Source organism: Ruegeria sp. BB9 (genome assembly GCF_056539345.1).
In genome coordinates, this window is sequence record NZ_JBQFUU010000001.1 from 594417 (window position 1) to 619073 (window position 24657).

Genomic DNA, 24657 nt, shown 5'->3' on the forward strand with positions numbered 1-24657 from the left:
AAACGCACGACGGGAATTACTCCGTCGCGGAAATCTCGCCGATCGGAGAATTGATTGCGGTCCGTGGGCCGGATTAGGATTTTGTTAACAATGACAGTGCGTTACTTGTTGCGCGCTGTTGCTTCAGAGCTTGACTGAGCGCCCGTTTTCTCGTATAAGTTGTGTCATGCTAGAAGAAGTGGGCAACGGCCCCGGGGCAACCCGGCGGCCGTTTTTCATTTCTCTCGTGCGGAGATCACTCACGCATGAGGTCACAGGCAAACATGACTTTGATTACCCCGGAAGAGCGGATGTCCCGGACGGCCGAGCTGTTGCAGTCGTTGGAGGTGTCCATTCGCGGTTTGCGGCAAGCGGCGGAAGACCTGCGCAAGCGGATCGAGACCGGGGAGGATGCAGACCTGGCGAGTTCAGCCAGACAACTCGGGCAGCTAGAGGGGCTGATCCGGAGTTGCCAGAAAGTGGAGACAAGCTTTGTCGAACAATGTCACAGACAAGCGGGAATTGCCCAAGGGGGCTATGCGCTCGACCTGGAGTGGGCCCGATCTGAGATCGGGTGCCGATTGGCTCGCCTCCGCGCCTGCTGCGGTGCGGGACAGATTTCTGAGTGAGATCGGGGAGGGAGGGCTATGTGCCCTCCCTTTCCTGTTCGAGTTCTGGGCGCTGCCGCACCAGTTGCCGCCCGAGGGCGACTGGCGGTCATGGGTGATCATGGGCGGGCGTGGCGCGGGCAAGACGCGGGCCGGGGCTGAATGGGTGCGATCCATGGTCGAAGGGGGCAAACCTTTCGACGAGGGTGAGGCCCGGCGCGTGGCGCTGGTGGGCGAGACCTTTGACCAGGTGCGCGACGTGATGATCTTTGGCGACAGCGGGATCATGCAGTGCTCTCCGCCCGACCGGCGGCCGCAGTGGAAGGCGTCGGAACGCAAGCTGGTCTGGCCCAACGGGGCCGAGGCACAGGCCTTTTCGGCGCATGACCCCGAGGGGCTGCGAGGGCCGCAGTTCGACGCGGCTTGGGTCGATGAACTGGCCAAGTGGAAAAAGGCGGGCGAGACCTGGGACATGCTGCAATTCGCGTTGCGACTGGGCGAGCGGCCGCGGGTCTGCGTCACCACGACGCCGCGCAACGTGAAGGTTTTGAAAGATCTGCTGGCGGCGCCGTCCACGGTGATGACCCATGCGCCGACGGAGGCGAACCGGGCCAACCTGGCGGAGTCCTTTCTGGAGGAGGTGCGCGCGCGCTATGCCGGCACGCGGCTGGGGCGGCAGGAATTGGACGGTGTGCTGCTAGCCGATGCCGAGGGGGCGTTGTGGACCGGCTCGATGCTGGATGCGGCGCGGGTCAAGGCGCTGCCCGAGCTGGACCGCGTGGTGGTGGCGCTGGACCCCGCGGTGACCGGCGGGTCGGGGGCCGATGCCTGCGGGATCGTGGTGGTCGGCGCGCAGGTGCAGGGGGCGCCCGAGGACTGGCGCGCCTATGTGCTGGCCGACCGGACGGTGCAGGGCGTTGGCCCGGCGGGCTGGGCGCGGGCGGCGATTGGCGCGATGGACGCGTTCGGGGCCGAGCGGCTGGTGGCCGAGGTCAATCAGGGCGGGCAGTTGGTCGAAGAGGTGGTGCGGCAGGTGGACCCTCTGGTCCCGTTCCGGGCGGTGCGGGCCTCGCGCGGGAAAGTGGCGCGGGCCGAGCCGGTGGCGGCTTTGTATGAGCAGGGGCGGGTGTTCCATGTGGCCGGGCTGGAGGCGCTGGAGGAGCAGATGTGCCAGATGACCGCGCGCGGGTTCGAGGGGCAGGGCTCGCCCGACCGGGTCGATGCGCTGGTTTGGGCGTTGCATGAGCTGGTGGTGGGGCCGGCGGCGGTTTACCGGCGGCCGCGGGTGCGGGTTTTGTGATCAGCCCTCGGGCTTTTCGAACTTTGCGAAGCCCTCGGCATAGTCGGGGTGCCAGCGCGAGAGGGCGGGGCGGTTGTGGATGATGTCCTCGGCAGCCCATTGAACGCGACGGCTGTCGCGTTCGGCATCGACGTCGTTGTCGGGGCAGAGGATGTAGAAGTCGCCCTGGGCCATGCGGTCCAGGAAGTAGTCGACGGTCTGCTCGCTGGTCCAGGCGGCGGCCGGTTTTTCGGACAGGAATGACGCGACCATGCCGGTGTAGGTAAAGCCCGGAACGAAGAGATGCGCGGAGATCGGAGCGCCAGCCTCGCGAAGCTCGTGCGCGAGCTGTTCGGTCAGTGTTTTGACGGCGGCCTTGGAAACGTTGTAGCCGGGGTTGCCCGGCGGGGTGGTGATCCCCTGCTTTGACCCGGTGTTGATGACGACCGCCGGGCGGTCAGCCTCGATCATGCGAGGCAGGAAAGCGTGGATGCCGCGCAGGACCCCCAGAAAGTTCACGTCGAGAATTTTCCGCCAGTTGTCGAATGACTCCCATGTTTTCGTCGGCAGGCTGATCCCTGCATTGTTCATCAAGACTGCAACCTGCCCGGCGGCGAAAGCTGTTTCGGCGAGGTTTTCGATGTCGGCTTGCGAGGTGACATCCGTCGGCACCGCGGTGATGTTTACCCCGTCAAAGCCTGCCTTCAGGTCGTCCGTTGTTGCGTCAAGCGCCTGTCCCGGAAGATCGGCCAGTATGACGTCCAGCCCGGCTTGGGCAAAACGCTGTGCCGCGACGCGCCCGACTCCGCTGGCGGCGCCGGTCACGACGGCGATCCCGCCGGTTTTCACTGCGCTTACATACATGGCTGGTCCCTCGTGATGCTCAAATTCAGAAGGTAGCGCCTTTCCGTCGGATGCCGAGGTTTATCCTGCGGGCACACGTTCCCAAGCCGTTGCAAAACCCCCGTACGCCCCATTCCCGAGGCTTAAACTTCTTTCCGTCATAACTCCTTTCAACAAGCCGGGCAGAGCGGCGGCAGAAAGGAGCATCTGGACATGGTATTCGATTTCTTGCGTCGTGGATCGGCTGAGAAGGTCCCCGAGGCAAAAGCAAGCGCAGCCGGGCCGGTGGTCGCCTGGCAAACCGGTGGGCGCGTGGCCTGGAGCCCGCGCGACACCGCCTCGCTGACGCGCACGGGGTTCTCGGGCAACCCGGTGGGGTTCCGGTCGGTCAAGCTGATTGCCGAGGCCGCGGCGGCGCTGCCCCTGGTTCTGCAGGACGATGCGCAGCGGTACGAGACGCACCCGGTTCTGCGCCTGATGCGCCGTCCGAATGCGGCGCAGGGCAAGGCCGAGCTGCTGGAGGCGCTGTTCGGGCAGTTGCTGCTGTCGGGCAATGCCTATGTCGAGGCGGTGCAGGCCGAGGGCGGGCTGCCGGTCGAGCTGCACGTGCTGCGCTCGGACCGGATGAGCGTGGTGCCGGGGGCGGATGGCTGGCCCAGGGCCTATGACTATACCGCCGGGGGCAAAACGCACCGGTTCCCGGCCGAGGCCATCTGCCACATCAAGTCGTTCCACCCGCAGGATGACCACTATGGCTTCTCGCCCCTGCAGGCGGCGGCGATGGCGATCGACGTGCACAACAGCGCCTCGCGCTGGTCGAAATCGCTGTTGGACAACGCTGCGCGGCCCTCGGGCGCGCTGGTGTGGAAGGGCGGCGACGGACAGGGCGTGATGGCCGAAGAGCAGTTCCGCCGCCTGAGCGACGAGATCGAGGCGAACTATCGCGGGGCGCGGAATGCCGGGCGTCCGATGGTTCTGGAAGGGGGGCTGGATTGGAAGCCAATGGGCTTTTCCCCCTCGGACATGGAGTTTCAGAAGACCAAGGAAGCCGCCGCCCGCGAGATCGCGCTGGCCTTCGGTGTCCCGCCGATGCTGCTGGGGATCCAGGGTGACGCGACCTATTCGAACTATCAGGAGGCCAACCGGGCGTTCTATCGCCTGACCGTTCTGCCCCTGGTGACGCGGGTGGCGGCGGCGTTGTCGGACTGGCTGTCGGACTTTACCGGCGAAGACCTGATGCTGAAGCCCGATCTGGACCAGGTGCCGGCGCTGGCGGCAGAACGCGATGCGCAATGGGCGCGGGTGGCCAATGCCGATTTCCTGACCGATGCCGAGAAGCGTGCTCTGCTGGGCCTGCCGGTGCTGGCGGAGACGGCGGATGGCTGACACGCCGGGATATCCGCCCTTTGACTGCGCGCCGGGCCTGCGTCTGGCCGCGCATGAAAGGGTGGCCGAGATCCAGCATGCGCATCTGTGCAGGCGGCTGGATCAGATCGAGGAGATGATGGAGCGGCTGGAGCGGCGGTTGTGGCTGACGGTCTATGGCGTGGCGGCGGTGATCCTGGCGCAGGCGTTCCAGTCATTCCTGACGGTGGCGCCATGAATTCAGCGGCTTACGAGGAGTATTTCATGAATTTGGAACGCAAGTTCGCGCGGTTCGGCGATGGGCTGTCGGTGACCGAGGACGCGGTGATCGAGGGCTATGCCAGCCTGTTCGGCCAGGTCGATCAGGGCCGCGACGTGGTGCAGAAAGGGGCCTATGCCGCGTCTCTGGCCGGGCTGAAGGCGGCCGGGCAGCGGGTCAAGATGCTGTGGCAGCACGACCCGGCCCAGCCCATCGGCGTGTGGGACGAGGTGCGCGAGGACGACCGTGGCCTGTGGGTCAAGGGGCGGCTGCTGGAAAGCACCCAGAAGGGCCGCGAGGCGGCCGAGCTGATCCGCGCGGGGGCGCTGGACGGGCTGTCGATCGGCTATCGCACCAAGCGGGCCGTGAAGGATGACAAGGGCCGGCGGCTCTTGACGGAACTGGAGCTGTGGGAGGTGTCGCTGGTGACCTTCCCGATGCTGCCCAGTGCGCGGGTGGCGGCAAAGGGGTCGGACCTCGATGCCGAGGACACCTGGCGCAGTATTGCCGAGGTGTTCCAGAACGCCCGGCAGGAGCTGGCGCGAACCTAGCGCGCCTCAACCCCCACCCAGAAAGGAAGTGCTGATGAGCAAGACCGAGACCGCGGCCTTGACCGGAGAGGGTGTGCCCCTGGTTCAGGAGGTGAAGCAGGCGATGGCTGGATTCGTCATCGAATTCAAGGGCCTGAAGGCTGAAGTTCAACAGAAACTGCAACAAACAGAAGAGCGACTGACCATGCTGGATCGTAAATCAACCATCGCGGCGCGCCCGCATCTTGCGGCCTCGACCCTGGAGGAAGCGCCGCACCAGAAGGCCTTTGACGCCTATGTGCGTTCGGGCGATGACGATGCCCTGCGCGGGCTGGAGATCGAGGCCAAGTCGCTGTCGACCGCCGTCAACAGCGATGGCGGCTATCTGGTCGATCCTCAGACCGCCGAGATGATCAAGTCGGTGCTGAAATCCACCGCTTCGATCCGCTCGATCGCGTCGGTCGTGAATGTCGAGGCGAATTCGTTCGACGTGCTGATCGACCACACCGATGTGGGCGCGGGCTGGGCCGATGAAACAGCGGCGGCCACCGAGACCGGCACCCCGTCGATCGACCGCATCTCGATCCCGCTGCACGAGCTGAGCGCGCTGCCCAAGACCTCGCAGCGGTTGCTGGACGACAGCGCATTCGACGTCGAGGGCTGGCTGGCCGGCCGTATCGCCGACAAGTTTGCCCGCGCCGAGGCGGCGGCCTTTGTCAACGGTGACGGCATCGACAAGCCGAAGGGCATCCTGAGCCATCCGGCGGTGGACAACGACGTCTGGACCTGGGGCAACCTGGGCTATGTGCCCACCGGTGTCGCGGGCGGCATCGACGCGGATGCGATCGTTGACGTGGTCTATGCGCTGGGCGCGCAGTACCGCGTGAACGGCACCTTCGTGATGAACTCGAAAACCGCGGGCGTGATCCGCAAGCTGAAGGATGCCGACGGCCGCTTCCTGTGGTCGGATGGCCTGGCCGCGGGTGAGCCCGCGCGCCTGATGGGTTATCCGGTGCTGATCGCCGAGGACATGCCCGATCCGGGCACCGACAGTTTCTCGATCGCGTTCGGTGACTTCTCGGCCGGCTACACCATCGCCGAGCGCCCCGACCTGCGCGTGCTGCGCGATCCGTTCAGCGCCAAGCCGCATGTCCTGTTCTATGCCACCAAGCGCGTGGGCGGCGACATCAGCGACTTTGCCGCGATCAAGCTGGTGAAATTCGGCACCGCCTAAGTGGTGACGGATCCGGGGGGCCGGTGGGCCGGTCCCTCGGGCGGCGGGCGCGGGCCGGGGTGAGATCCCCCGCGTTGTCTAGCTGCTCCCCTCCGTCCGAGCAACGTGGGGCGGCGCGTGCCCGCCATTTTCCAAGGATGCGGCACCCGGAGGGGTCCGAGATTGCGGAGTGAATGGATGATGTTGATCGAAGAAACCGCCATCGCGGATGCGGCGCTGCCGGTGGATCAATTCAAGGCGCATCTGCGGCTGGGCACGGGATTTGCCGAGACCGGCCTGCAGGACGACGTGTTGAAAGGGTTCCTGAGGGCGGCGATGGCCGCGATCGAGGCGCGCACGGGCAAGGTGCTGATATCGCGCAGTTTCACCTGGACCCTGAGCCGTTGGCGGAACGACGCGGGCGAGGTTCTGCCGGTCGCGCCGGTGACGAGCATCGACGCGGTGACGCTGACCGACGCGCGGGGCACCCAGCAGGTGGTGGCGCCCGGGACTTACCGCCTGGAGCGCGACAACCAGCGCCCCTGCCTGCGCCCGCTGGGGGCTTGCCTGCCCGCCAATCCCACCGGTGGAGAGGTGACCATCGCGCTGACGGCTGGGATGGCGGCGGATTGGGGCGGGCTGCCGGCGGATCTGGGGCAGGCGGTGCTGCTGCTGGCGGCGCATTACTATGAGTATCGCAACGAGACCAGCCTGAGTGACGGCTGCATGCCCTTCGGCGTGACCAGCCTGATCCAGCGCTATCGCATGGTGCGCTTCGGCGCGGGGGTGATGCAATGAGCGCTCCCCGCCTGAACCGGCAGCTGGTGCTGGAGGCCCCGGTGCGGGTGGCCGATGGCGCGGGCGGCTATGCCGAGACTTGGGCGCCTCTGGGCACGCTGTGGGCCGAGGTGACCGCCCGGACAGGCACCGAGCGCGCGGTCGCGAATGTGGCGGTCTCGCGCGTGAGTTACCGCATCGTGGTGCGTGGCGCGCCCGAGGGGTCGTCGATGCGCCCGGCACCCGATCAGAGGTTTCGCGAGGGCAATCGGCGCTTCGTGATCCGCGCGGTGGCCGAATACGACGCGGCCGGGCGCTATCTGACCTGTTTCGCGGATGAGGAGGTGGCGGCATGAGCTATGGCGTTTCGGCGGCGCTGCAGGCGGCGGTGTTCCAGCAATTGGTGGCGGATGCCCAGGTGGGCGCGCTGAGCGGCGGCGCGATCTATGACGCGGTGCCTTCGGGGACGGTTCCGCAGACCTACGTGACGCTTGGCCCCGAGGAGGTGCGCGAGGCCTCGGACAAGACGGGGCAAGGCACTTTGCATCGCTTCACGGTGTCGGTGGTGTCCGAGGCGGCCGGGTTCGGCGCGGCCAAGACGCTGGCCGGGGCCGTGTGCGACGCGCTGGACGGGGCCGCGCTGACGCTGGATCGGGGACGGCTGGTGGGGCTGTGGTTCGAGCGGGCCTCGGCCCGGCGCACCGGGACCGGCGGCGCGATCCGGCAGATCGACCTGAGATTCCGCGCCCGCGTGGAAGACAACTAAGCAATCAATGGAGAGAGCATATGGGTGCCCAGAACGGTAAGGACCTGCTGGTCAAGGTGGACATGAATGGCACAGGCCTGTTCCAGACCATCGCGGGGCTGCGTGCCACGCGGATCAGTTTCAACGCGGAAAGCGTGGATGTCACCTCGTTGGAGAGCCAAGGCGGCTGGCGCGAGCTGCTGTCGGGGGCGGGGGTCAAGTCGGCCTCGATTTCCGGATCGGGCGTGTTCAAGGACGCCGGCACGGATGAACGCGCGCGGCAGTTGTTCTTTGACGGCGAAACGCCCGCCTTTCAGGTGATCATCCCCGATTTCGGCATCGTCGAAGGACCGTTCCAAGTGACCGGGATCGAGTATGCCGGCTCGCATAATGGCGAAGCGACCTATGAGATGAGCCTGGCCAGCGCCGGTGCTCTGACCTTCGTGGCGTTGTGATGGTCAATCCGTGGGCGGGAGAAGTGGCGCTGGTGGTCGATGGCCAGCGCCGGGTGCTCAAGCTGACGCTGGGCACGTTGGCCGAGCTGGAGCAGGAGCTGGGCGCAGGGTCTTTGGTGGAACTGGTGCAGCGGTTCGAGAGCGGCGCCTATTCCAGCGGTGACGTGCTGGCGCTGATCTTGGCGGGGTTGCGCGGTGGCGGGATGGATGTGACCCGCGCCGACATGTTGCGGGCCGAGATAGAGGGCGGCCCGATGGCGGCGGCGCGGGCGGCGGCCGAGCTGCTGGCGCGGGCCTTCATGGTGCCGGGTGAGTCATGAGCGGCTTTGACTGGCCCGGCCTGATACGTGCCGGGCTGCACGAGCTGCGGCTGACGCCGGATCAGTTCTGGCGTCTGACCCCGGCCGAACTGCGGCTGATGCTGGGGCAGGGCCGCGGGATGCCGGCGATGAACCGGGCGCGGCTGGACAGGTTGCTGGCCGCCTGGCCCGACAAGATACAAGGAGAGCGTGATGACGGATCGGGACGGGTTTGACGACCTGCAGGAGCGCGGCGAGGCGCTGGGCGATGCCCTGGGCGATGCCGCCACGATGGCGGCGGCCTTCGATGCCCAGATGAAGCGGATCAGCGCCGCTTTCGAAGAGACCGGGAAGGATGTCGCCACCCTGGAGCGGGGCATGTCGAGCGGGCTGCGCAAGGCCTTCGACGGCGTGGTTCTGGACGGAATGAACCTGTCGGACGCGCTGGACGTGCTGAAGAACTCCATGATCCGCACGGCCTATTCGGCGGCGATCAAGCCGGTGACGGATCATTTCGGCGGCATGCTGGCCAATACGGTCGGCGGCCTGGTGCAGGGGCTGCTGCCCTTTGCCGACGGCGGCAGTTTCGCCCAAGGACGCGTCATGCCTTTTGCCAATGGCGGAGTGGTCACCGGGCCGACCACCTTTCCGATGCGCGGTGCGACCGGGTTGATGGGCGAGGCCGGCCCCGAGGCGATCATGCCGCTGGCGCGCGGACCCGACGGCAAACTGGGGGTGCGCAACTCGGGCGGCGGACGGGCGGTGAACGTGGTGATGAACATCACCACACCCGACGTTCAGGGCTTTCGCCGCAGCCAGGGCCAGATCGCAGCCCAGATGAGCCGCGCCCTGGGGCGCGGCAATCGGAACCGCTAGTTTGGGGAGCAGGACATGAATTTCCACGAAGTCAGATTTCCCGCCAGCCTGAGTTTCGGCTCGGTCGGCGGACCCGAGCGGCGCACGGATATCGTGACGCTGGCCAACGGGTTCGAGGAACGCAACACGCCCTGGGCGCATTCGCGGCGGCGATACGACGCCGGTTTGGGGATGCGGTCGCTGGACGACATCCAGACGCTGATCGCCTTTTTCGAAGCGCGTCAGGGTCAGATGTACGGGTTCCGCTGGAAGGACTGGTCGGACTACAAGTCCTGCGCCGCCACTGCCGAGTTCGACAAGGGCGACCAGGTGATCGGGCAAGGCGACGGGGTCACGACCGAGTTCCAGTTGGTCAAGATCTATGCCTCGGGCGGGGTCAGCTATGTCAGGCCCATCGTCAAGCCGGTACTGGGTACGGTCAAGATTGGGCTGGATCAGGATGAGGCCCGAGAAGGCGTCGATTTCGAGGTGGACCTGAATAGCGGTCTGATCCAATTCGTCGTCCCGCCATCCGAGGGGGTCGACGTGACCGCCGGGTTTGAATTCGATGTGCCGGTGCGGTTTGACACCGACAGGATCCAAGTCAGCGTGGCCAGCTTTCAGGCAGGCGACGTACCCAATGTTCCGGTGGTGGAGGTGCGGGTCTGATGAGCGGCGACAAGCAGGCATTGCTGACCCATCTTCAGTCCGGCATGACCACGGTCTGCCGCTGTTGGGTGATCACTCGAACCGATGGCGTGTCCTTCGGGTTCACCGACCATGACCGCGAACTGGCCTTCGAAGGGCTGGTGTTCAAGGCAAGCACCGGCCTCACAGCCTCGGCGATCGAACAAGCGACGGGCCTGTCGATCGACAATTCCGAGGCCATGGGGGCGCTGTCTGATGCGGCCGTGTGCGACGAGGATATCGAAGACGGCCGCTTTGACGGTGCCGATGTCCGAGCATGGCTGGTCAACTGGGCCGCGCCGGAACAGCGCATGTTGCAGTTCCGTGGCTCAATCGGCGAGCTGCGCCGCGCTGGGGGCGCGTTTCATGCCGAGTTGCGCGGGCTGACCGATCTGCTGAACCGACCCTTGGGGCGGATCTACCAAAAACCCTGTACGGCCGTTCTGGGTGACAAAGCCTGCGGCTTCGACAGGTTGACGCCCGGCTACTGGGCCGAGGCCGAGATTGCCGAGATCGACGATGGGCCGATCCTCAGACTGCAGGGTGCCGAGGCGTTTGAGGACGGCTGGTTCGAACGTGGCCGCGTCGATGTGTTGACCGGCCGCTCTCAGGGGCTTTGGGCCTCGGTGAAGACGGACCGGAGCATCAAGATCGGGCGGGAATTGCACCTTTGGACTGCTCTGGGCTCGGGTCTGGCCACAGGTGACCGTGTGCGGGTGCTGGCGGGCTGCGACAAGCGGATGGAGACCTGTCGGTTGAAATTCAACAACGTCATAAATTTCCAAGGTTTTCCGGATCTGCCGAGCGAAGACTGGGTGATGGCCGTGCCGAAACAGGGCAACGCGAACAATGGAGGCAGCAGGCGGTGATGGTGACGGCTCAGGATATCGTGGACGAAGCGCGAGGCTGGCTGGGAACGCCCTATGTGCATCAGGCCTCGGTCAAGGGAGCGGGAACCGATTGCTTGGGATTGCTGCGCGGCGTCTGGCGTTCCGTCATCGGCCACGAGCCCGAGGCGGTGCCTACCTACAGCATGGACTGGTCTGAACCGCAGGGCGAAGAGCGCATGTGGGCGGCTGCGCGGCGCAATCTGGTTGAACGTCCGCGCAACTTTCTGGCCCCTGGGTGCGTGCTGCTGTTCCGGATGCGCGATGCCGGTGTGGCCAAACACCTTGGTATCGTGAGTGAAGCGGGCGCCGTGCCACGCTTCATCCATGCCTATTCCGGACATGGCGTTGTCGAGAACACTCTGAGCGACCCCTGGCGCCGCCGGGTGGTCGCCTGCTTTGAATTTCCTTTGGAGGGCAACTGATGGCGACGATAGTTTTATCTGCGGCGGGGGCTGCGCTGGGCGGCTCCATCGGTGGAACCGTTGCAGGGTTGTCAACGGCCATCGTGGGGCGGGCAGTCGGCGCGACGCTCGGGCGGGTTATCGACCAGCGATTGATGAGCCAGTCGGTCATGGGCGCCGGAAGCGAGGTGGTCGAGTCCGGCCGGCTGGACCGGTTCAGACTTACGGAAACAGGCGAGGGCGTGCCGTTGTCCACTGTGTTCGGCCGAATGCGGGTCGGTGGGCAGGTGATCTGGGCGTCGGATTTCCTTGAGACCCGCAAAACCACGACGTCTACGCAGTCTGCTGGCGGCAAGGGAACTCCAAAACCTGCCGAAGTCACCACGACCACCCATAGCTACAGCTATTCGATATCACTGGCGATTGCTGTCGGCGTCGGAGAGATCGCGGACATCGCGCGGATATGGGCCGATGGGGAAGAGCTTGAGCGCAACAGCCTGAACATGCGGGTTTATACGGGTAGCCAGGATCAGCTGCCGGATCCCCTGATCGAAACGATCGAAGGTGACGGGACGGTTCCGGCCTATCGCGGCACAGCGTATGTGGTGATCGAAGATCTGCCGCTGGCGCAATTTGGCAATCGCGTTCCCCAGTTCTCCTTCGAGGTTGTTCGGCCGGACCAGAAATCCGCACCAGACTACGAGTTCGAATTGCAACGGATTGTCCGGGCCGTGGCCCTGATGCCTGGCACCGGGGAATACACGCTGGCCAGCACGCAGGTAAACTACTCCAAAGGGTCGGGTCAAAGCTGGGCCGCCAACGTCAATGCGCCCTCGGGCGAGCCCGATTTGGTGGCCTCGATGCGTGCCCTGAGCAAAGAACTTCCGGGCTGCAAGGCTGCGTCGCTGGTGGTCTCGTGGTTCGGAGATGACTTGCGTTGCGGCGCTTGCAGCATTCGACCCAAGGTGATCCCCCAAGACGTGGACGGCGCCAACATGCCGTGGAAAGTCTCTGGGCTAAAGCGCAAATCGGCTCAGGTCGTGCAACAGGTGGACGGGCGACCGGTCTATGGCGGTACCCCGGCCGATGCGTCGGTGGTTCAGGCCATTCAACACCTCAAGGGCTCCGGCAGCCGGGTAATGTTTTATCCTTTCATCCTGATGGATCAGATGCAGGGTAATGGTCTTCCAGACCCATGGTCGGATGCCGGCGATCAGCCGCATCTGCCGTGGCGCGGCCGGATCACGCTGGACGTGGCTCCGGGGCGTCCGGGGTCGTTGGACGGAACCGCAGGTGCGGACGCTCAGGTGGCAAGCTTTTTTGGTGCAGCCCAAGCCTCGGATTTCATCATCGGTAATGGCAGCGTGACCTATACCGGCCCGGAAGAATGGAGCATGCGCCGTTTCATTCTTCACTACGCGGCGTTGTGCAAGGCAGCAGGCGGGGTCGAGGCGTTTTGCATCGGTTCGGAAATGCGTGGTCTTACCCAGATACGCGGCGCGTCCGGGTTCGCGGCCGTCGCTCAGCTGAAGGCATTGGCGGCGGAAGCGCGGCAGATACTGGGGCCAGACACCAAGATAGGCTACGCTGCGGATTGGACAGAGTATTTCGGGTACCAGCCTGCCGACGGCAGCGGTGACCGATACTTCCATCTGGACCCACTGTGGGCAGACGAAAACATCGATTTCGTCGGGATCGACAACTACATGCCGGTCTCGGACTGGCGGGATGGCGACGATCATCGTGATGCGATGGATGGTGCCCGGTCAATCTACGACCTGGATTATTTGCGCGGCAACATCGAAGGCGGTGAAGGATACGACTGGTACTATCCAACGCCGGAGGAACAGGACGCGCAGATAAGGTATCCGATCGAGGACGGCGAACATTCAGAGCCATGGGTGTGGAGATATAAGGACATCCGCAACTGGTGGTCGAACTTGCACCACGAACGGATCGGAGGAGTGCGCCAAGCTGACCCGACCGATTGGGTTCCGGGATCAAAGCCGATCTGGTTCACGGAATTGGGCTGTGCGGCCATAGACAAGGGAACGAACCAACCCAACAAGTTTTTGGATCCGAAATCCTCGGAATCCGATCTGCCCAAATACTCAAACGGTCAACGCGACGATTTCATTCAGGTTCAGTATTTGAAGGCAGTTCTGGGATATTGGGCCGATCCGCAGATTAACCCGGTTTCGGATATCTACGATGGTCCGATGGTGGACGTTTCGAATGCCTACGTGTGGGCGTGGGACGCGAGACCTTACCCGACATTTCCGAACCTGCGTTCGCAGTGGAGCGACGGCGAAAACTACGCCCGTGGTCATTGGTTGAACGGACGTTCTGGTGCCAGGACACTGGCCTCGGTGGTGGCCGAGATTTGTCAGGCTGCAGGCGTTTCCGATTTTGATGTGTCTGCGCTGGACGGAGTTGTCCGTGGATACGTGATCGAAGATGTTTCGGACGCGCGGGCGGCCCTGCAACCGCTGATGCTGCGCTACGGATTTGATGCGATCGAGCGGGACGGTGTTCTGACATTCCGCATGAGGGCCGGGCGCCGGGCATTCGATCTGTCGCTGGATCAGGTCGCGGAAAGCCCCGAGGTCGATGGCAGGGTCCAGTACCAGCGCGAAGCCGAGGCCGAAATGGCTGGCCGCGTGCGTCTGCGCTTCGTGCAGTCGGATGCGGACCACGATGTGGTATCAGAGGAGGCCGTGCTGCCCGATGATCGGACACATTCTGTTGCCGTGAACGAAATGCCTCTGTCGATGACCCGCGCCGAAGGGAGGCAGACGGTCGAACGTTGGCTGGCCGAGGCCCGCGTCGCGCGCAACACCGCTCGGTTTGCGCTGCCGCCGTCGCAGATGCATCTGGGCGCCGGCGACATTGTTCGACTTCCATCTTGGAATGGGGGAGCCGATGCGCTGTATCGCATAGACAGGTTGGAACAGGCTGACATCCAGCTGGCGGCTGCCGTGCGGATCGAGCCCGGGGTCTATTCGCCGTCCGACATGGCGGATGATGGGTTTGTCTCACAACCCTTTGTGGCCCCAGTCCCGGTTCTTCCGATTTTTCTGGATCTGCCACTCATTACCGGCGCCGAAGAGCCGCACGCCCCTTATCTGGCCGTCACGGCCGATCCTTGGCAAGGCAGCGTCGCCGTCTATTCCTCGGACAGCGACGAGGGCTACGCGCTGCGCGATCTGGTGACAGGTCAGGCTGTGATCGGGTTCACCGAATCCGCCTTGCTGTCCGCGAGCGCAGGGGTTTGGGATGAAGGTGAGCCGCTGCGCGTGCGCCTTGTTGATGGCGTCTTGCAGTCGCGGTCGCGTGACTCGCTTTTGACAGGCGCCAACTTGGCGGCGATCGGAGACGGCACGCCCGGAAATTGGGAAGTGTTTCAATTCGCGGATGCCGTCTTGCAGGAACCCGGGGTCTATGCCTTGTCTGGCCGCCTGCGCGGCCAATTGGGTACGGACGCAGTCATGCCTGAAAGCTGGTCGGAGGGTTCTGTGTTCGTGTTGCTTGACGAGAGGGTTCTTCAGACCAGCCTGCTGCGGACCGAACGCCGAATTGCCCGGCACTACCGGATCGGGCCTGCCACCCGCGGATACGACGACGATTCCTATGTCCATAAGGTCGAGGTCTTTGATGGAAACGGTCTGCGCCCCTACGCGCCAGTTCATCTGAAGGTCGAGAGACACGGGGGCGATGACCTGTTCACCTGGGTACGCCGAACCCGGATCGACGGCGACGATTGGGACGTGCTGGACGTGCCGCTGGGCGAGGAGTCCGAGACTTATCTGATCCGGATTCGGTCAGGTGGCACCCTTGTTCGGGAAGAGATCGCCACGACGCCAAGTTGGACCTATTCCGCGGCGGCACAGTCTTCGGACGGGGTCACGGGCCTCTACGAGGTCGAGGTGGCGCAGGTTTCGGCCAGCTACGGGCCGGGCGCGGCCGCGCGGCTGAGTGTGGGGTAGGGAGACCATGCGCCCTGTTTTGCACGGCGATGTCAGTTCTGCGGCGCGGGTTTTGCTGACCGTGCCGCAAGCCCAGCGTGAGCGGCTGTGCGCGCGCATGATCGCCGAGGCCGAGTTGGCTGACCGTCACGTAACCGCGACGGGTCGTTTGCATCCTGTTTACGGGAACGGAGCATTGATGGCAGCGGCACGCAGCCGCCCGCTGGCAGATGAGCCGAGCTTTAGCGACACCGAGTATTGCCGGTATTTCGAGGCGGTACTGCGCCAACTTATCCGGTTTCAACTCAACCGGCCGCGCAGCTGACGCACTTGCTGGCGGCCGGGTCCAGGTCCAGCCGCCTGCGCGGAATGTCGTCACCGCAATCCTCGCAATACCCGAATTCGCCCTCGGCTATCCGGTCGAGGGCGGCTCTCAGCCGTCGGGCTGCGAGATCTCGTCGCGTTTGTTGCGCCTTGGCCATGGCCTGATTCTGCAACGCATCCATTCGGCTGAGCCGCCCGACCGCCTGCTGGTCAAGCTCGACCACGGATTGAGCGTCCTGACCGGCCAGGGAATTGCGTTCCAATTCCTCCAGCCGGGACAGGATAAGTGTTTCAAATTCCCTGAGTTCGGACCGGTTCATTTTCTGTTGTGTTGCACATCAAGGGTTTGCGTTTGGCCTTTTTGGGCCTAGATGGCTATTCTAGGCGCAGCAGAGGATCAAAAGCCATGTTTGAAACGCGCACCCAAGTTACGTCAGTTGACCCCGTCTGGGACCGGATCACGGCCGAAGCACAGGCCGCCGTCGAAAAAGAGCCTTTGATGGGCGGACTGGTGCATGCCTGTATCCTGCACCACAAGTCTCTGGAACGTGCGTTGTCCTATCGGATCTCGGCCAAGCTGTGCTCGAACGAGATGTCGATGATGGTTCTGCGTGAAATCGTCGAAGAGGCATATGCCGATGACAAGGCGCTGATGAATGCAGCCCGCGCGGACCTGATGGCCGTGTACGAGCGTGACCCGGCCTGCCATCGTCTGCTGCAGCCGATCCTGTATTTCAAAGGCTACCAAGCCATGCAGGCCTATCGCGTGGCACACTGGCTGTGGCAGAAGGGCCGGCACGATCTGGCCTATTTCTTCCAGATGCGCAGTTCGGAAATCTTCGGGATCGACATTCACCCCGCCGCGAAGATCGGCAAGGGCATCATGATCGACCACGCGCATTCCATCGTGATCGGTGAAACTGCGGTCGTGGGCGACAACGTCTCGATGCTGCATTCGGTGACTCTGGGCGGGACCGGCAAGGAAGAAGAGGATCGTCATCCCAAAATCGAGGATGGCGTCCTAATCGGGGCCGGGGCCAAGGTTCTGGGCAACATCCGCGTGGGTCATTGCAGCCGCATCGCCGCCGGTTCGGTGGTGCTGCAGGATGTGCCGCCCTGCAAGACCGTAGCGGGTATCCCCGCCAAGATCGTTGGTGAGGCGGGATGCGACCAGCCCTCGATCTCGATGGATCACATGCTGGGCAAGGATCAGTAAGCCTGTTCTCAGGTGCGAAAAAAGCCGCCTCGGGGTCCGAGGCGGCTTTTTTGATTTTTGTGACTTGGATCAGGCCAGCATGACCATCGGATTTTCCAGGTTGTCCACGATGGCCTGCAGGAGCTGTGCTCCAAGCGCGCCGTCGATCACCCGGTGATCGACCGACATGGTTACCGACATCACGGTCGCCACGGTCAACTCGCCGTCTTCGCCCACGACCGGCTTCTTGGCACCGGTGCCGACGGCCAGGATGCCCGCATGCGGCGGGTTCACGATGGCGTCGAAATTGTCGATGCCATACATGCCCAGGTTCGAAACCGCGAAGGTGCCGCCTTGATACTCGTGCGGGGCCAGCTTGCGTTCGCGCGCACGCGCGGCCAGGTCCTTCATCTCGGTCGAAAGGGCCGACAAAGATTTGGTGTCGGCGTCCTTCAGGACCGGGGTGAACAGGCCGCCTTCGATCGCCACGGCCACGGCCACGTCCGAAGGTTTCAACTGCAGCACCCTGTCGCCCGCCCATACGGCGTTGCACTCGGGCACCTGCTGCAGCGCGTTGGCGACGGCCTTGATTATGAAGTCGTTGACGCTCAGCTTCACGCCGCGGGCTTCCAGCTGCTTGTTCAGCTGGCTGCGGAATTTCAGCAGCGCGTCCAGCTTGATGTCGCGGCGCAGGTAGAAATGCGGGATGGTCTGCTTGGCCTCGGCCAGACGGGCGGCGATGGTCTTGCGCATGCCGTCCAGCTTGACCTCTTCGTACTCGCGGCCTTCGTACATGCGGGCCACCATGTCGGCCGAGGGGCCTGCAGGAGCAGCAGCAGGGGCGGGCGCCGCGCTTGCCGAAGCAGCCGGTGCCGCTGTCGGAGCGGTTGCGCCTTCGACATCCGCTTTGACTATGCGGCCATGCGGGCCCGAGCCCTTGATCTGCGCCAGGTCCAGACCCTTTTGGGCGGCAATGCGACGGGCCAGCGGCGAGGCAAAGATGCGTCCGCCATCGGCTTTGACCGGGGCCGCCGGTGCCGGGGCAGGGGCGGGCGCCTCGGATGCCGCAGGGGCGGCAGCCTCGTTGCCCGCGTCGGCTGCGGGCGCAGCCTCGGGTGCCTTGGTCGGGGCTTCGGCGATGTCATCGGCGCTTTCGCCTTCTTCCAGCAGCACGGCGATGGGGGTGTTCACCTTGACCCCCTCGGTGCCTTCAGGAACCAGGATCTTGCCGACGACGCCTTCGTCAACGGCTTCGAACTCCATCGTGGCCTTGTCGGTTTCGATCTCGGCCAAAAGGTCGCCGGAGGAGACGGTGTCGCCTTCCTTGACCAGCCATTTGGCAAGCGTGCCTTCCTCCATGGTCGGTGAAAGGGCGGGCATCAGAATTTCGGTGGGCATCTGTCAGTCGCTCCTTACCGATAGGTCACTTGTTTGACGGCGGCGATCACCTCGTCGGTGGTAATCAGCGCCAGCTTTTCCAGGTTCGCCGCATAGGGCATGGGCACGTCCTTGCCGGTCAGCGTGATGACGGGCGCGTCCAGATAGTCGAACGCTTCCTGCATGACCACGGAACTGATGTAGCTGCCGACTGAGCCTTGCGGCCAGCCTTCCTCGACCGTGACCAGACGGTTGGTTTTCATCACCGAGTTGACGATCGCGCCAGTGTCCATCGGGCGGATGGTGCGCAGGTCGATCACCTCGGCGCTGATGCCATCCTCGGCCAGCTTGTCGGCGGCTTCCAATGCGTATTGCATGCCGATGCCAAAGCTGACGATGGTCACATCGGTGCCTTCGCGCCAGATGCGGGCCTTGCCCAGCGGCACGGTCAGGTCATCGACCTGCGGCACGTCGAACGAGCGGCCATAGAGGATTTCGTTTTCCAGGAACACGACCGGGTTGGGATCGCGGATGGCCGATTTCAGCAGACCTTTGGCGTCGGCTGCCGAATAGGGCATCACCACCTTCAGGCCCGGGATCTGCATGTACCAAGCGGCATAGTCCTGAGAGTGCTGGGCCGCCACGCGCGCGGCGGCGCCGTTGGGGCCTCGGAACACGATCGGACAGCCCATCTGACCGCCGGACATATACAGCGTCTTGGCGGCAGAGTTGATGATCTGGTCGATCGCCTGCATGGCGAAGTTGAATGTCATGAACTCGACGATCGGCTTCAACCCGCCAAAGGCGGAACCCACGGCAATGCCGGTAAATCCATGCTCGGTGATCGGCGTGTCGATCACGCGTTTTGCGCCGAATTCGTCCAGCAGGCCTTGGCTCACCTTGTAGGCGCCCTGGTATTCACCGACTTCTTCGCCCATCAGGTAGACGTCTTCGTCCGAGCGCATTTCCTCGGCCATCGCGTCGCGCAGAGCCTCACGGACCGTCATCGATTTCATCTCGGCATCTGCCGGCCAGTCCGGCGACAGGTCCACGGTAGGCGCGGCCGGTGCAGCAGGGGCAGGAGCGGGGGCCTCGACCGCCGCCGGGGCGGCTTCGGCCTCCGCTGCGGCTGCGGGTGCAGCCGCGGTCACGGCCGAGGCGTCTTCGCCCTCTTCGACCAGGATCGCGATCGGGGTGTTGACCTTTACGCCTTCGGTGCCCTCGGCAATCAGGATTTTGCCGACGATGCCTTCATCGACGGCTTCGAACTCCATCGTGGCCTTGTCGGTTTCGATCTCGGCCAGAATGTCGCCAGAGCTTACGGTGTCGCCTTCCTTGACCAGCCACTTGGCCAGTGTGCCTTCCTCCATGGTCGGCGAAAGGGCGGGCATGAGAATTTCGGTTGCCATGTCTTATTCGTCCTCTCAGGCGTAAATGTCGGTCCAGAGCTCGTCCAGCGACGGCTCGGGGCTTTCCTTAGCGAACTCGGCGGCCTGGTTGACGACCTCCTTGATTTCCTTGTCGATCGCCTTCAGGTCATCCTCGGTGGCGTGCTTGCCGGTCAGCAGCAGCTCGCGCACGTGTTCGATCGGGTCGCTCTGCTCGCGCACCTTCTGCACCTCTTCGCGAGTGCGGTACTTGGCGGGATCCGACATCGAGTGTCCGCGGTAGCGATAGGTCTTGACCTCGAGGATGTAAGGGCCCTTCCCAGCCCGGCAGTGCGCCACGGCCTTTTCGCCGGCCTCTTTCACTGCCAGCACGTCCATTCCGTTGACGATTTCGCCCGGGATGCCGAACGCCTCACCGCGGTGATAGATGTCCTTGGTCGAGGTTGAGCGCGATTGCGCCGTGCCCATCGCGTACTGGTTGTTCTCGATCACGAAGACCACCGGCAATTGCCAGATGGCCGCCATGTTGAAGGTTTCATAGACTTGACCCTGGTTCGCTGCGCCGTCACCGAAATAGGTAAAGGTCACGCGGCCGTTGTCTTTGTACTTGTCTGCAAAGGCAAGGCCCGCACCCAGCGGAACCTGTGCGCCGACGATTCCATGGCCACCATAGAAATGCTTTTCTTTTGAGAACATGTGCATCGAGCCGCCCTTGCCCTTGGACAAGCCGCCTTCGCGTCCGGTCAATTCAGCCATGACGCCGCCCGGATCCATGCCGCAGGCCAGCATATGGCCGTGGTCGCGGTAGGAGGTGATGCGCTTGTCGCCATCCTCGGCCGCAGCTTCGAGCCCCACGACGACGGCTTCCTGACCGATGTAAAGGTGGCAAAAACCGCCGATCAGACCCATGCCGTACAGTTGACCTGCCTTTTCCTCGAATCGGCGGATCAACAGCATCTCGCGGTAGTAGGTTTTGAGTTCTTCCGCAGAAACATTTGGTTTCTTTGTGGTTTTTCGCGCAGCCATCGTGGCGACCTCTCCCTTCCGGCAAGATAGTTTAGCGTTAAACTATCTCATAAAGCATTTCGCGCTTTCTGGCGAGCGGAAATGTGACGCAGCGTCCTGGACGGGGCGGGGGTATCTGTTTCTACCCGATATCCGGCAGGTTTTCGCCTTTTGGTTCGCCCTATGCACGGGTAGTATGCCTCCATTGGCAGGCAATTTTGAACGGGCGCCGGAGACAGATTGGCATGATGATCCTCAGAGAGCCGAAGCTGGTTTTCATCAAAACGAAGAAAACCGCCGGATCATCCATCGAAATTGCACTGAGCGCGAAACTGCAGGACGGAGATTTCGCAACACCGTTCGGCAAGGAAGCCGAACTTCAACGTCCGGGGAAGCAATACATCGTCCGCCGGTCGGTCCAGCTTTTGCGGGAAAGAGCCAAAGGCGAAGTGCAGGCTCGGTATCCCCACAATGGGATCGGCGTGGTCAATCGGTATCTGTCTGATATTGCGGAGGGCTGCAGCAGCATTTGCGTTGAGAGAAACCCTTGGGACAAGGCTGTCTCAGCGTTCTATTTCTGGATGCATCAGCGCGGAACACAGATCAACGACGCAAATGCACTGTTCCTGAGCTTTTGCAGGACTCGCCTGAAGTTCTTCTCTGACTTCCGTCTTTATTCTGAGGGCGGGGAGATCGCGGTTGATCGGGTGTTGCGATACGAAAGCCTGGACAGCGATTTGGCGCAGGTGCTGGATGACTTCGGCCTTGGCGATGTCAGTCTCGGCGACAAGCGTTTGAATTCCGGCATTCGGAAATCAAAGCAGTTCGATGTCTTCTACGGTGAAAACTGGGACGGCGAAGCCGTGGACCTGGTGGCTGACCTGTTCCGAAGGGAAATCGATGCTTTCGGGTATCAGTTGCCAACTGCAGAGGAACCCGGGGCGGTCGGGCAAACAGCTAGTTAGCGGATGACGATTTCATCAGCCCGGATCATTCCCAAAACGGTTCGGGCCTGCTGATCCAGCAGGTCGAGATCCAGGTAGGTGTCTGAAAGGCGTCGGGTCAGGTTTTCCATCCGAGCGATGTCGGCGTTCAGCGCCGCAAGGTCGCGTGACAGAGCGTCCCGTTCCGCTGAAATCTCGATCCGTCGGAACAGGCCGTAGTCGCCCTGAACGGCAGCAAAGGTGAAATAGACACCCAGCATGAAAGCCACCGAAAAGAATGCGACTGCGCCCAGACCGGGCCGATTGGAACGGGACACTCTGTTGACCGCCGTATGAATACTGCCTCAAAAACGTGCCCTTTGCGGGCATCTGTCAGCACTATGTCACAGGTGATTCGGGTTGTGAATCCCCCGATTCGCACTTTTTGTAATTCGACGAAAAAAGTGATGCTCGAAGAGCCATGACCGCGTAGGTATCCGCTCAACGCAAAGCGGACAGTTCCTGATTTCGATTCAGGGTCTGTTCTTCCATGCAAGACCAATAGAACATTTGCGCGGCACTGCCATCGCTTTTGAGTTCGGGGTCACAAGTTGCGTCCCTGCGTTTCAACCAAGCGCGCTGTTCGTTCAACAAAGCCTCACCGTTTCCGCGCCTGTCCGCCGCTGATTTGACCTCTTTCCAGAGGCGGTTCAGTTCTTTATCAGCGATTTCCCATTTCTCTTTGGCACAGAAAGTGGCGTCGATCTGAGTTTGACCGGCGCAATGGGACTGCGCGCCAGAAACACTGGGCAGGAGGATAACAGCAAACGTGGCAACGGCTTTCATGGCCCATCTCCCGGTCTGTGAGAGAATACCACGAATGCAGATCACCAACTAGAATGGGGTTATTGGGCCAGCGCTGCCACACCGGGCAGGGTTTTGCCCTCCATCCATTCCAGGAACGCACCGCCGGCGGTCGAGATGTAGGTGAAGTCCTGCGCGGCACCCGAGGCGTTGAGGGCTGCAACCGTATCGCCGCCACCGGCGACCGACACAAGTTTGCGCGCCCGCGTCAGTTCTGCGGCTTTCAATGCAGCGGCATTTGTCGCCGCGTCGAAGGGTTCCAGTTCGAATGCCCCCAATGGGCCGTTCCAGATCAGAGTCTTGCTCTGTTCGAAGATGGTGCAGATTGCGGCGACGCTGTCCGGCCCGGCGTCCAGGATCATCGAATCTGCGGGGCACTTGTTCGCGGGGACGACCTTGTGTGGGGCGTGTGCTTCGAATTTCTCTGCAACGACAACATCGCTGGGCAGGACGATCCGGCAGCCTGCCTTGTCTGCTTTTGCCATGATTTCGACTGCAGTATCGGTCATCGCGTGCTCGGCCAACGATTTGCCAACGTCCAGCCCTTTGGCCAGCAGAAAGGTGTTGGCCATGCCGCCGCCGATGATCAGGTTGTCGACCTTCTCGATCAGGTTGCCCAGCAGATCCAGCTTGGTTGATACCTTGGCCCCACCGACCACGGCGGTCACCGGACGCTGAGGGTTGCCCAGAGCGGCTTCGAGTGCGCTGAGCTCTGCCTGCATCAGGCGCCCGGCGCAGGAGGGCAGAAGGCGCGCCAGTGCCTCGGTCGAACTATGCGCCCGATGAGCCGCCGAGAAAGCGTCATTGCAGTAGATGTCTCCCATCTTGGCCATACCTTCGGCCAAGGTCATGCTGTTCTGTGTCTCTTCGGCGTGAAAGCGGGTGTTCTCCAGCAGCAAGACCTCGCCGTCACCCTGGTTTGCGGCAGCGATTTCAGCCTCGTATCCGACGCAATCCTCTCCGAAGCGGACCTTGGTTCCAAAGGCGGCTTCCAGCGCGGGCACCAGCTGTTTCAGCGACAGGTTCTGCCGACGCTCACCGCCGGGCCGGCCGAAATGGGCCAGCAGGATGGGTTTGCCGCCAGCGGCCAGAATGTCGCGCACCGTGGGCACGATCCGCTGGATCCGCGTGTCATCGGTCACGGCGCCATCCAGAACCGGGACGTTGATGTCTACGCGCACAAGAACGCGTTTGCCCTGCAAATCCATGTCGTCCAGAGTTTTCCAGCCCATCGTGTCATCCTCGCCGTTGTCACCACGCGTAAGCGGTTCTTTTCCTGCATTTTGCCCTCAGGTCAATGCGTCACTTGGCTTTCGCGCGTCCGGCGCATAGGTATTTGCGCAAATCAATTCCACAGGAGGGCCCCATGGCCGAGATCAAGGATCCCGAAAACACCATCATCATCGAGCTGAAGGACGGTAACGTCGTCATCGAACTGCTGCCGGACGTGGCGCCTCAGCACAGCGAGCGCATGAAGGAACTGGCGCGCGCGGGCGAGTATGACAACGTGGCCTTTCACCGGGTGATCGACGGCTTCATGGCGCAGACCGGCGACGTGCAGCACGGCGACATGGAAGACGGCTTCAACATCCGCATGGCAGGCACTGGCGGGTCGTCCTTGCCGAACCTTCCGGCCGAGTTTTCCAAGTTGCCGCATGACCGGGGCACCCTGGGTGCCGCTCGTTCGGCCAACCCGAACTCGGCCAACTCGCAGTTCTTCATCAACTTCAAGGACAACCACTTCCTCAACGGTCAATACACCGTTTACGGCCGCGTGATCGAGGGGATGGAGCATGTCGATGCCATCACCCGCGGCGAGCCGCCTGCGAACCCCGACCGCATGATCAGCGTCAAGGTGGCCGCCGATGTATAAGCTGGCCGCCGTTTTTACCTTGTTGGCCAGCCCCGCGCTGGCCGCAGGCCTGCAGATCGAAGTCGAGGGCGAGGCCAACGGCACGATCACCATCGACCTGTTCGAGGACGTCGCGCCCAAGCATGTCGAGCAGATCACCGCTCTGGCCGCCGAAGGCAAGTATGACGGGGTGGTGTTCCACCGCGTGATCGAGGGGTTCATGGCACAGACCGGGGACGTGGAATACGGTAAACTGGGCAGCGACATGCGTCGTGCCGGCACCGGCGGTTCAAGCCGTCCGGACCTACCAGCCGAGTTTTCCGAAGTCCCTTACGAGCGCGGCATTGTCGGAATGGCTCGCGCAAGCAATCCGAACAGCGCAAATTCGCAGTTCTTCATCATGTTCGAACCGGCCCCGACCCTGAATGGCCAGTACACGGTGGTGGGCAAGGTGACCGACGGCATGGATGTTGTTGATGCGATCAAACGCGGCACAGGCCCGAACGGCGCGGTGGTCGGCCAACCGGACGTCATGACCAAGGTGACCGTCACCGAATGATCCCTAGACCCGGCGCGGAT

Annotated in this window: 29 protein-coding genes; 21 read left to right on the forward strand and 8 right to left on the reverse strand. The window is 63.2% G+C overall.

The window, feature by feature from the left end:
- The first annotated feature begins 516 nt into the window (after positions 1-516).
- A complete protein-coding gene (locus ACR0FC_RS02985) occupies positions 517-1887 on the forward strand; it encodes a DNA-packaging protein (RefSeq protein WP_170339422.1) in 1371 nt (456 codons plus the stop codon).
- On the opposite strand, the gene ACR0FC_RS02990 is transcribed toward ACR0FC_RS02985, so the two are convergent.
- Complete coding sequence (locus ACR0FC_RS02990; RefSeq protein WP_170338083.1) at positions 1888-2730, reverse strand: SDR family NAD(P)-dependent oxidoreductase; 843 nt, start codon at positions 2728-2730, stop codon at positions 1888-1890.
- A gap of 192 nt (positions 2731-2922) precedes the next feature.
- On the opposite strand from ACR0FC_RS02990, the gene ACR0FC_RS02995 reads away from it, so the two are divergent.
- The 16 genes from ACR0FC_RS02995 (at position 2923) to ACR0FC_RS03070 (ending at position 15475) form a co-directional block, all read left to right on the forward strand.
- The gene (locus ACR0FC_RS02995; protein ID WP_170338085.1) at positions 2923-4095 is read left to right on the forward strand and encodes a phage portal protein; all 1173 of its coding nucleotides are present in this window, start codon (positions 2923-2925) and stop codon (positions 4093-4095) included.
- Entirely contained in the window at positions 4088-4312 is a 225-nt protein-coding gene (locus tag ACR0FC_RS03000; protein WP_093962401.1) for a GTA head formation protein, RCAP_rcc01685 family, read from the forward strand. Before ACR0FC_RS02995 ends, ACR0FC_RS03000 begins: the two co-directional genes overlap by 8 nt.
- Before the next feature lie 26 nt (positions 4313-4338).
- Positions 4339-4884, forward strand: a complete 546-nt coding sequence (locus ACR0FC_RS03005) for an HK97 family phage prohead protease (protein WP_170338086.1) — start codon at positions 4339-4341, stop codon at positions 4882-4884.
- A 34-nt stretch (positions 4885-4918) separates the two neighbouring features.
- Positions 4919-6097, forward strand: a complete 1179-nt coding sequence (locus tag ACR0FC_RS03010; RefSeq protein ID WP_170338089.1) for a phage major capsid protein — start codon at positions 4919-4921, stop codon at positions 6095-6097.
- Positions 6098-6274: 177 nt separating this feature from the next.
- Entirely contained in the window at positions 6275-6874 is a 600-nt protein-coding gene (locus ACR0FC_RS03015; RefSeq protein ID WP_170338091.1) for a head-tail connector protein, read from the forward strand.
- The gene (locus ACR0FC_RS03020) at positions 6871-7209 is read left to right on the forward strand and encodes a phage head closure protein (RefSeq protein WP_170338093.1); all 339 of its coding nucleotides are present in this window, start codon (positions 6871-6873) and stop codon (positions 7207-7209) included. Before ACR0FC_RS03015 ends, ACR0FC_RS03020 begins: the two co-directional genes overlap by 4 nt.
- Positions 7206-7619: a DUF3168 domain-containing protein gene (locus ACR0FC_RS03025; RefSeq protein ID WP_170338095.1), complete on the forward strand. Its 414-nt coding sequence runs from the start codon at positions 7206-7208 to the stop codon at positions 7617-7619. Before ACR0FC_RS03020 ends, ACR0FC_RS03025 begins: the two co-directional genes overlap by 4 nt.
- Before the next feature lie 20 nt (positions 7620-7639).
- Positions 7640-8053, forward strand: a complete 414-nt coding sequence (locus ACR0FC_RS03030) for a phage major tail protein, TP901-1 family (RefSeq protein ID WP_170338097.1) — start codon at positions 7640-7642, stop codon at positions 8051-8053.
- The gene (locus ACR0FC_RS03035) at positions 8053-8373 is read left to right on the forward strand and encodes a gene transfer agent family protein (protein ID WP_170338098.1); all 321 of its coding nucleotides are present in this window, start codon (positions 8053-8055) and stop codon (positions 8371-8373) included. The genes ACR0FC_RS03030 and ACR0FC_RS03035 overlap by 1 nt, the downstream gene beginning before the upstream one ends.
- Complete coding sequence (locus ACR0FC_RS03040; RefSeq protein WP_170338100.1) at positions 8370-8588, forward strand: rcc01693 family protein; 219 nt, start codon at positions 8370-8372, stop codon at positions 8586-8588. The genes ACR0FC_RS03035 and ACR0FC_RS03040 overlap by 4 nt, the downstream gene beginning before the upstream one ends.
- Positions 8566-9228, forward strand: a complete 663-nt coding sequence (locus tag ACR0FC_RS03045) for a phage tail tape measure protein (RefSeq protein ID WP_005982489.1) — start codon at positions 8566-8568, stop codon at positions 9226-9228. The genes ACR0FC_RS03040 and ACR0FC_RS03045 overlap by 23 nt, the downstream gene beginning before the upstream one ends.
- 15 nt (positions 9229-9243) lie before the next feature.
- Positions 9244-9876 carry a DUF2460 domain-containing protein gene (locus ACR0FC_RS03050; protein ID WP_170338102.1) on the forward strand — a complete coding sequence of 211 codons (633 nt, stop codon included), beginning with the start codon at positions 9244-9246 and terminating at the stop codon, positions 9874-9876.
- Positions 9876-10763 carry a DUF2163 domain-containing protein gene (locus ACR0FC_RS03055; protein ID WP_093962394.1) on the forward strand — a complete coding sequence of 296 codons (888 nt, stop codon included), beginning with the start codon at positions 9876-9878 and terminating at the stop codon, positions 10761-10763. The genes ACR0FC_RS03050 and ACR0FC_RS03055 overlap by 1 nt, the downstream gene beginning before the upstream one ends.
- Complete coding sequence (locus ACR0FC_RS03060; protein WP_170338104.1) at positions 10763-11206, forward strand: C40 family peptidase; 444 nt, start codon at positions 10763-10765, stop codon at positions 11204-11206. The genes ACR0FC_RS03055 and ACR0FC_RS03060 overlap by 1 nt, the downstream gene beginning before the upstream one ends.
- Entirely contained in the window at positions 11206-15171 is a 3966-nt protein-coding gene (locus tag ACR0FC_RS03065) for a baseplate multidomain protein megatron (RefSeq protein ID WP_170338106.1), read from the forward strand. Before ACR0FC_RS03060 ends, ACR0FC_RS03065 begins: the two co-directional genes overlap by 1 nt.
- Before the next feature lie 7 nt (positions 15172-15178).
- Complete coding sequence (locus tag ACR0FC_RS03070; protein WP_170338107.1) at positions 15179-15475, forward strand: DUF7742 family protein; 297 nt, start codon at positions 15179-15181, stop codon at positions 15473-15475.
- Here ACR0FC_RS03070 and ACR0FC_RS03075 read toward each other — a convergent pair.
- Positions 15456-15794 (reverse strand): TraR/DksA family transcriptional regulator, encoded by a 339-nt coding sequence (locus tag ACR0FC_RS03075; protein WP_170338108.1) that lies wholly within the window; start codon positions 15792-15794, stop codon positions 15456-15458. The two genes, ACR0FC_RS03070 and ACR0FC_RS03075, sit on opposite strands and share 20 nt — an antisense overlap.
- Before the next feature lie 86 nt (positions 15795-15880).
- Here ACR0FC_RS03075 and cysE point away from each other — a divergent pair, with 86 nt between their 5' ends.
- On the forward strand, positions 15881-16690 hold the full coding sequence (gene cysE / locus ACR0FC_RS03080) for a serine O-acetyltransferase (RefSeq protein WP_093962389.1): 810 nt from the start codon (positions 15881-15883) through the stop codon (positions 16688-16690).
- Positions 16691-16759: 69 nt separating this feature from the next.
- Here the strand turns inward: cysE and ACR0FC_RS03085 are convergent, their stop codons facing one another.
- Genes ACR0FC_RS03085 through pdhA form a run of 3 tightly spaced genes read right to left on the reverse strand, consistent with a single transcriptional unit; the run spans position 16760 to position 20460 of the window.
- Positions 16760-18067: a pyruvate dehydrogenase complex dihydrolipoamide acetyltransferase gene (locus tag ACR0FC_RS03085; protein ID WP_170338109.1), complete on the reverse strand. Its 1308-nt coding sequence runs from the start codon at positions 18065-18067 to the stop codon at positions 16760-16762.
- 14 nt (positions 18068-18081) lie between these two features.
- Complete coding sequence (locus tag ACR0FC_RS03090) at positions 18082-19455, reverse strand: pyruvate dehydrogenase complex E1 component subunit beta (protein ID WP_170338110.1); 1374 nt, start codon at positions 19453-19455, stop codon at positions 18082-18084.
- A 15-nt stretch (positions 19456-19470) separates the two neighbouring features.
- A complete protein-coding gene (pdhA, locus tag ACR0FC_RS03095; RefSeq protein ID WP_093962386.1) occupies positions 19471-20460 on the reverse strand; it encodes a pyruvate dehydrogenase (acetyl-transferring) E1 component subunit alpha in 990 nt (329 codons plus the stop codon).
- A gap of 224 nt (positions 20461-20684) precedes the next feature.
- On the opposite strand from pdhA, the gene ACR0FC_RS03100 reads away from it, so the two are divergent.
- A complete protein-coding gene (locus ACR0FC_RS03100) occupies positions 20685-21404 on the forward strand; it encodes a hypothetical protein (RefSeq protein ID WP_170338111.1) in 720 nt (239 codons plus the stop codon).
- On the opposite strand, the gene ACR0FC_RS03105 is transcribed toward ACR0FC_RS03100, so the two are convergent.
- From ACR0FC_RS03105 to ACR0FC_RS03115, 3 genes are all read right to left on the reverse strand, one after another.
- Complete coding sequence (locus tag ACR0FC_RS03105) at positions 21401-21700, reverse strand: FtsB family cell division protein (RefSeq protein ID WP_170338112.1); 300 nt, start codon at positions 21698-21700, stop codon at positions 21401-21403. The genes ACR0FC_RS03100 and ACR0FC_RS03105 overlap by 4 nt on opposite strands.
- 163 nt (positions 21701-21863) lie before the next feature.
- Positions 21864-22208 carry a lysozyme inhibitor LprI family protein gene (locus ACR0FC_RS03110; RefSeq protein WP_170338113.1) on the reverse strand — a complete coding sequence of 115 codons (345 nt, stop codon included), beginning with the start codon at positions 22206-22208 and terminating at the stop codon, positions 21864-21866.
- Positions 22209-22267: 59 nt separating this feature from the next.
- Positions 22268-23458 (reverse strand): phosphoglycerate kinase, encoded by a 1191-nt coding sequence (locus ACR0FC_RS03115; RefSeq protein ID WP_170338114.1) that lies wholly within the window; start codon positions 23456-23458, stop codon positions 22268-22270.
- Between the two features lie 134 nt (positions 23459-23592).
- Between ACR0FC_RS03115 and ACR0FC_RS03120 the strand changes: the two genes are divergently transcribed.
- Both ACR0FC_RS03120 and ACR0FC_RS03125 read left to right on the forward strand, forming a co-directional pair.
- Positions 23593-24099 carry a peptidylprolyl isomerase gene (locus ACR0FC_RS03120; protein WP_093962382.1) on the forward strand — a complete coding sequence of 169 codons (507 nt, stop codon included), beginning with the start codon at positions 23593-23595 and terminating at the stop codon, positions 24097-24099.
- A complete protein-coding gene (locus ACR0FC_RS03125; RefSeq protein ID WP_170338115.1) occupies positions 24092-24637 on the forward strand; it encodes a peptidylprolyl isomerase in 546 nt (181 codons plus the stop codon). Before ACR0FC_RS03120 ends, ACR0FC_RS03125 begins: the two co-directional genes overlap by 8 nt.
- The last annotated feature ends 20 nt before the right edge of the window (positions 24638-24657 follow it).

Coding starts and splice junctions, on each gene's coding strand:
- cysE (WP_093962389.1), top strand. CDS start 15,881: ATGTTTGAAACGCGCACCCAAGTTACGTCAGTTGACCCCGTCTGGGAC.
- ACR0FC_RS03060 (WP_170338104.1), top strand. CDS start 10,763: ATGGTGACGGCTCAGGATATCGTGGACGAAGCGCGAGGCTGGCTGGGA.
- ACR0FC_RS02990 (WP_170338083.1), bottom strand. CDS start 2,730: ATGTATGTAAGCGCAGTGAAAACCGGCGGGATCGCCGTCGTGACCGGC.
- ACR0FC_RS03110 (WP_170338113.1), bottom strand. CDS start 22,208: ATGAAAGCCGTTGCCACGTTTGCTGTTATCCTCCTGCCCAGTGTTTCT.
- ACR0FC_RS03040 (WP_170338100.1), top strand. CDS start 8,370: ATGAGCGGCTTTGACTGGCCCGGCCTGATACGTGCCGGGCTGCACGAG.
- ACR0FC_RS03055 (WP_093962394.1), top strand. CDS start 9,876: ATGAGCGGCGACAAGCAGGCATTGCTGACCCATCTTCAGTCCGGCATG.
- ACR0FC_RS03070 (WP_170338107.1), top strand. CDS start 15,179: ATGCGCCCTGTTTTGCACGGCGATGTCAGTTCTGCGGCGCGGGTTTTG.
- pdhA (WP_093962386.1), bottom strand. CDS start 20,460: ATGGCTGCGCGAAAAACCACAAAGAAACCAAATGTTTCTGCGGAAGAA.
- ACR0FC_RS03000 (WP_093962401.1), top strand. CDS start 4,088: ATGGCTGACACGCCGGGATATCCGCCCTTTGACTGCGCGCCGGGCCTG.
- ACR0FC_RS03125 (WP_170338115.1), top strand. CDS start 24,092: ATGTATAAGCTGGCCGCCGTTTTTACCTTGTTGGCCAGCCCCGCGCTG.
- ACR0FC_RS03030 (WP_170338097.1), top strand. CDS start 7,640: ATGGGTGCCCAGAACGGTAAGGACCTGCTGGTCAAGGTGGACATGAAT.
- ACR0FC_RS03050 (WP_170338102.1), top strand. CDS start 9,244: ATGAATTTCCACGAAGTCAGATTTCCCGCCAGCCTGAGTTTCGGCTCG.
- ACR0FC_RS03090 (WP_170338110.1), bottom strand. CDS start 19,455: ATGGCAACCGAAATTCTCATGCCCGCCCTTTCGCCGACCATGGAGGAA.
- ACR0FC_RS03115 (WP_170338114.1), bottom strand. CDS start 23,458: ATGGGCTGGAAAACTCTGGACGACATGGATTTGCAGGGCAAACGCGTT.
- ACR0FC_RS03120 (WP_093962382.1), top strand. CDS start 23,593: ATGGCCGAGATCAAGGATCCCGAAAACACCATCATCATCGAGCTGAAG.
- ACR0FC_RS03045 (WP_005982489.1), top strand. CDS start 8,566: ATGACGGATCGGGACGGGTTTGACGACCTGCAGGAGCGCGGCGAGGCG.
- ACR0FC_RS03035 (WP_170338098.1), top strand. CDS start 8,053: ATGGTCAATCCGTGGGCGGGAGAAGTGGCGCTGGTGGTCGATGGCCAG.
- ACR0FC_RS03075 (WP_170338108.1), bottom strand. CDS start 15,794: ATGAACCGGTCCGAACTCAGGGAATTTGAAACACTTATCCTGTCCCGG.
- ACR0FC_RS02995 (WP_170338085.1), top strand. CDS start 2,923: ATGGTATTCGATTTCTTGCGTCGTGGATCGGCTGAGAAGGTCCCCGAG.
- ACR0FC_RS03025 (WP_170338095.1), top strand. CDS start 7,206: ATGAGCTATGGCGTTTCGGCGGCGCTGCAGGCGGCGGTGTTCCAGCAA.
- ACR0FC_RS03010 (WP_170338089.1), top strand. CDS start 4,919: ATGAGCAAGACCGAGACCGCGGCCTTGACCGGAGAGGGTGTGCCCCTG.
- ACR0FC_RS03005 (WP_170338086.1), top strand. CDS start 4,339: ATGAATTTGGAACGCAAGTTCGCGCGGTTCGGCGATGGGCTGTCGGTG.
- ACR0FC_RS02985 (WP_170339422.1), top strand. CDS start 517: ATGCGCTCGACCTGGAGTGGGCCCGATCTGAGATCGGGTGCCGATTGG.
- ACR0FC_RS03020 (WP_170338093.1), top strand. CDS start 6,871: ATGAGCGCTCCCCGCCTGAACCGGCAGCTGGTGCTGGAGGCCCCGGTG.
- ACR0FC_RS03100 (WP_170338111.1), top strand. CDS start 20,685: ATGATGATCCTCAGAGAGCCGAAGCTGGTTTTCATCAAAACGAAGAAA.
- ACR0FC_RS03065 (WP_170338106.1), top strand. CDS start 11,206: ATGGCGACGATAGTTTTATCTGCGGCGGGGGCTGCGCTGGGCGGCTCC.
- ACR0FC_RS03085 (WP_170338109.1), bottom strand. CDS start 18,067: ATGCCCACCGAAATTCTGATGCCCGCCCTTTCACCGACCATGGAGGAA.
- ACR0FC_RS03015 (WP_170338091.1), top strand. CDS start 6,275: ATGATGTTGATCGAAGAAACCGCCATCGCGGATGCGGCGCTGCCGGTG.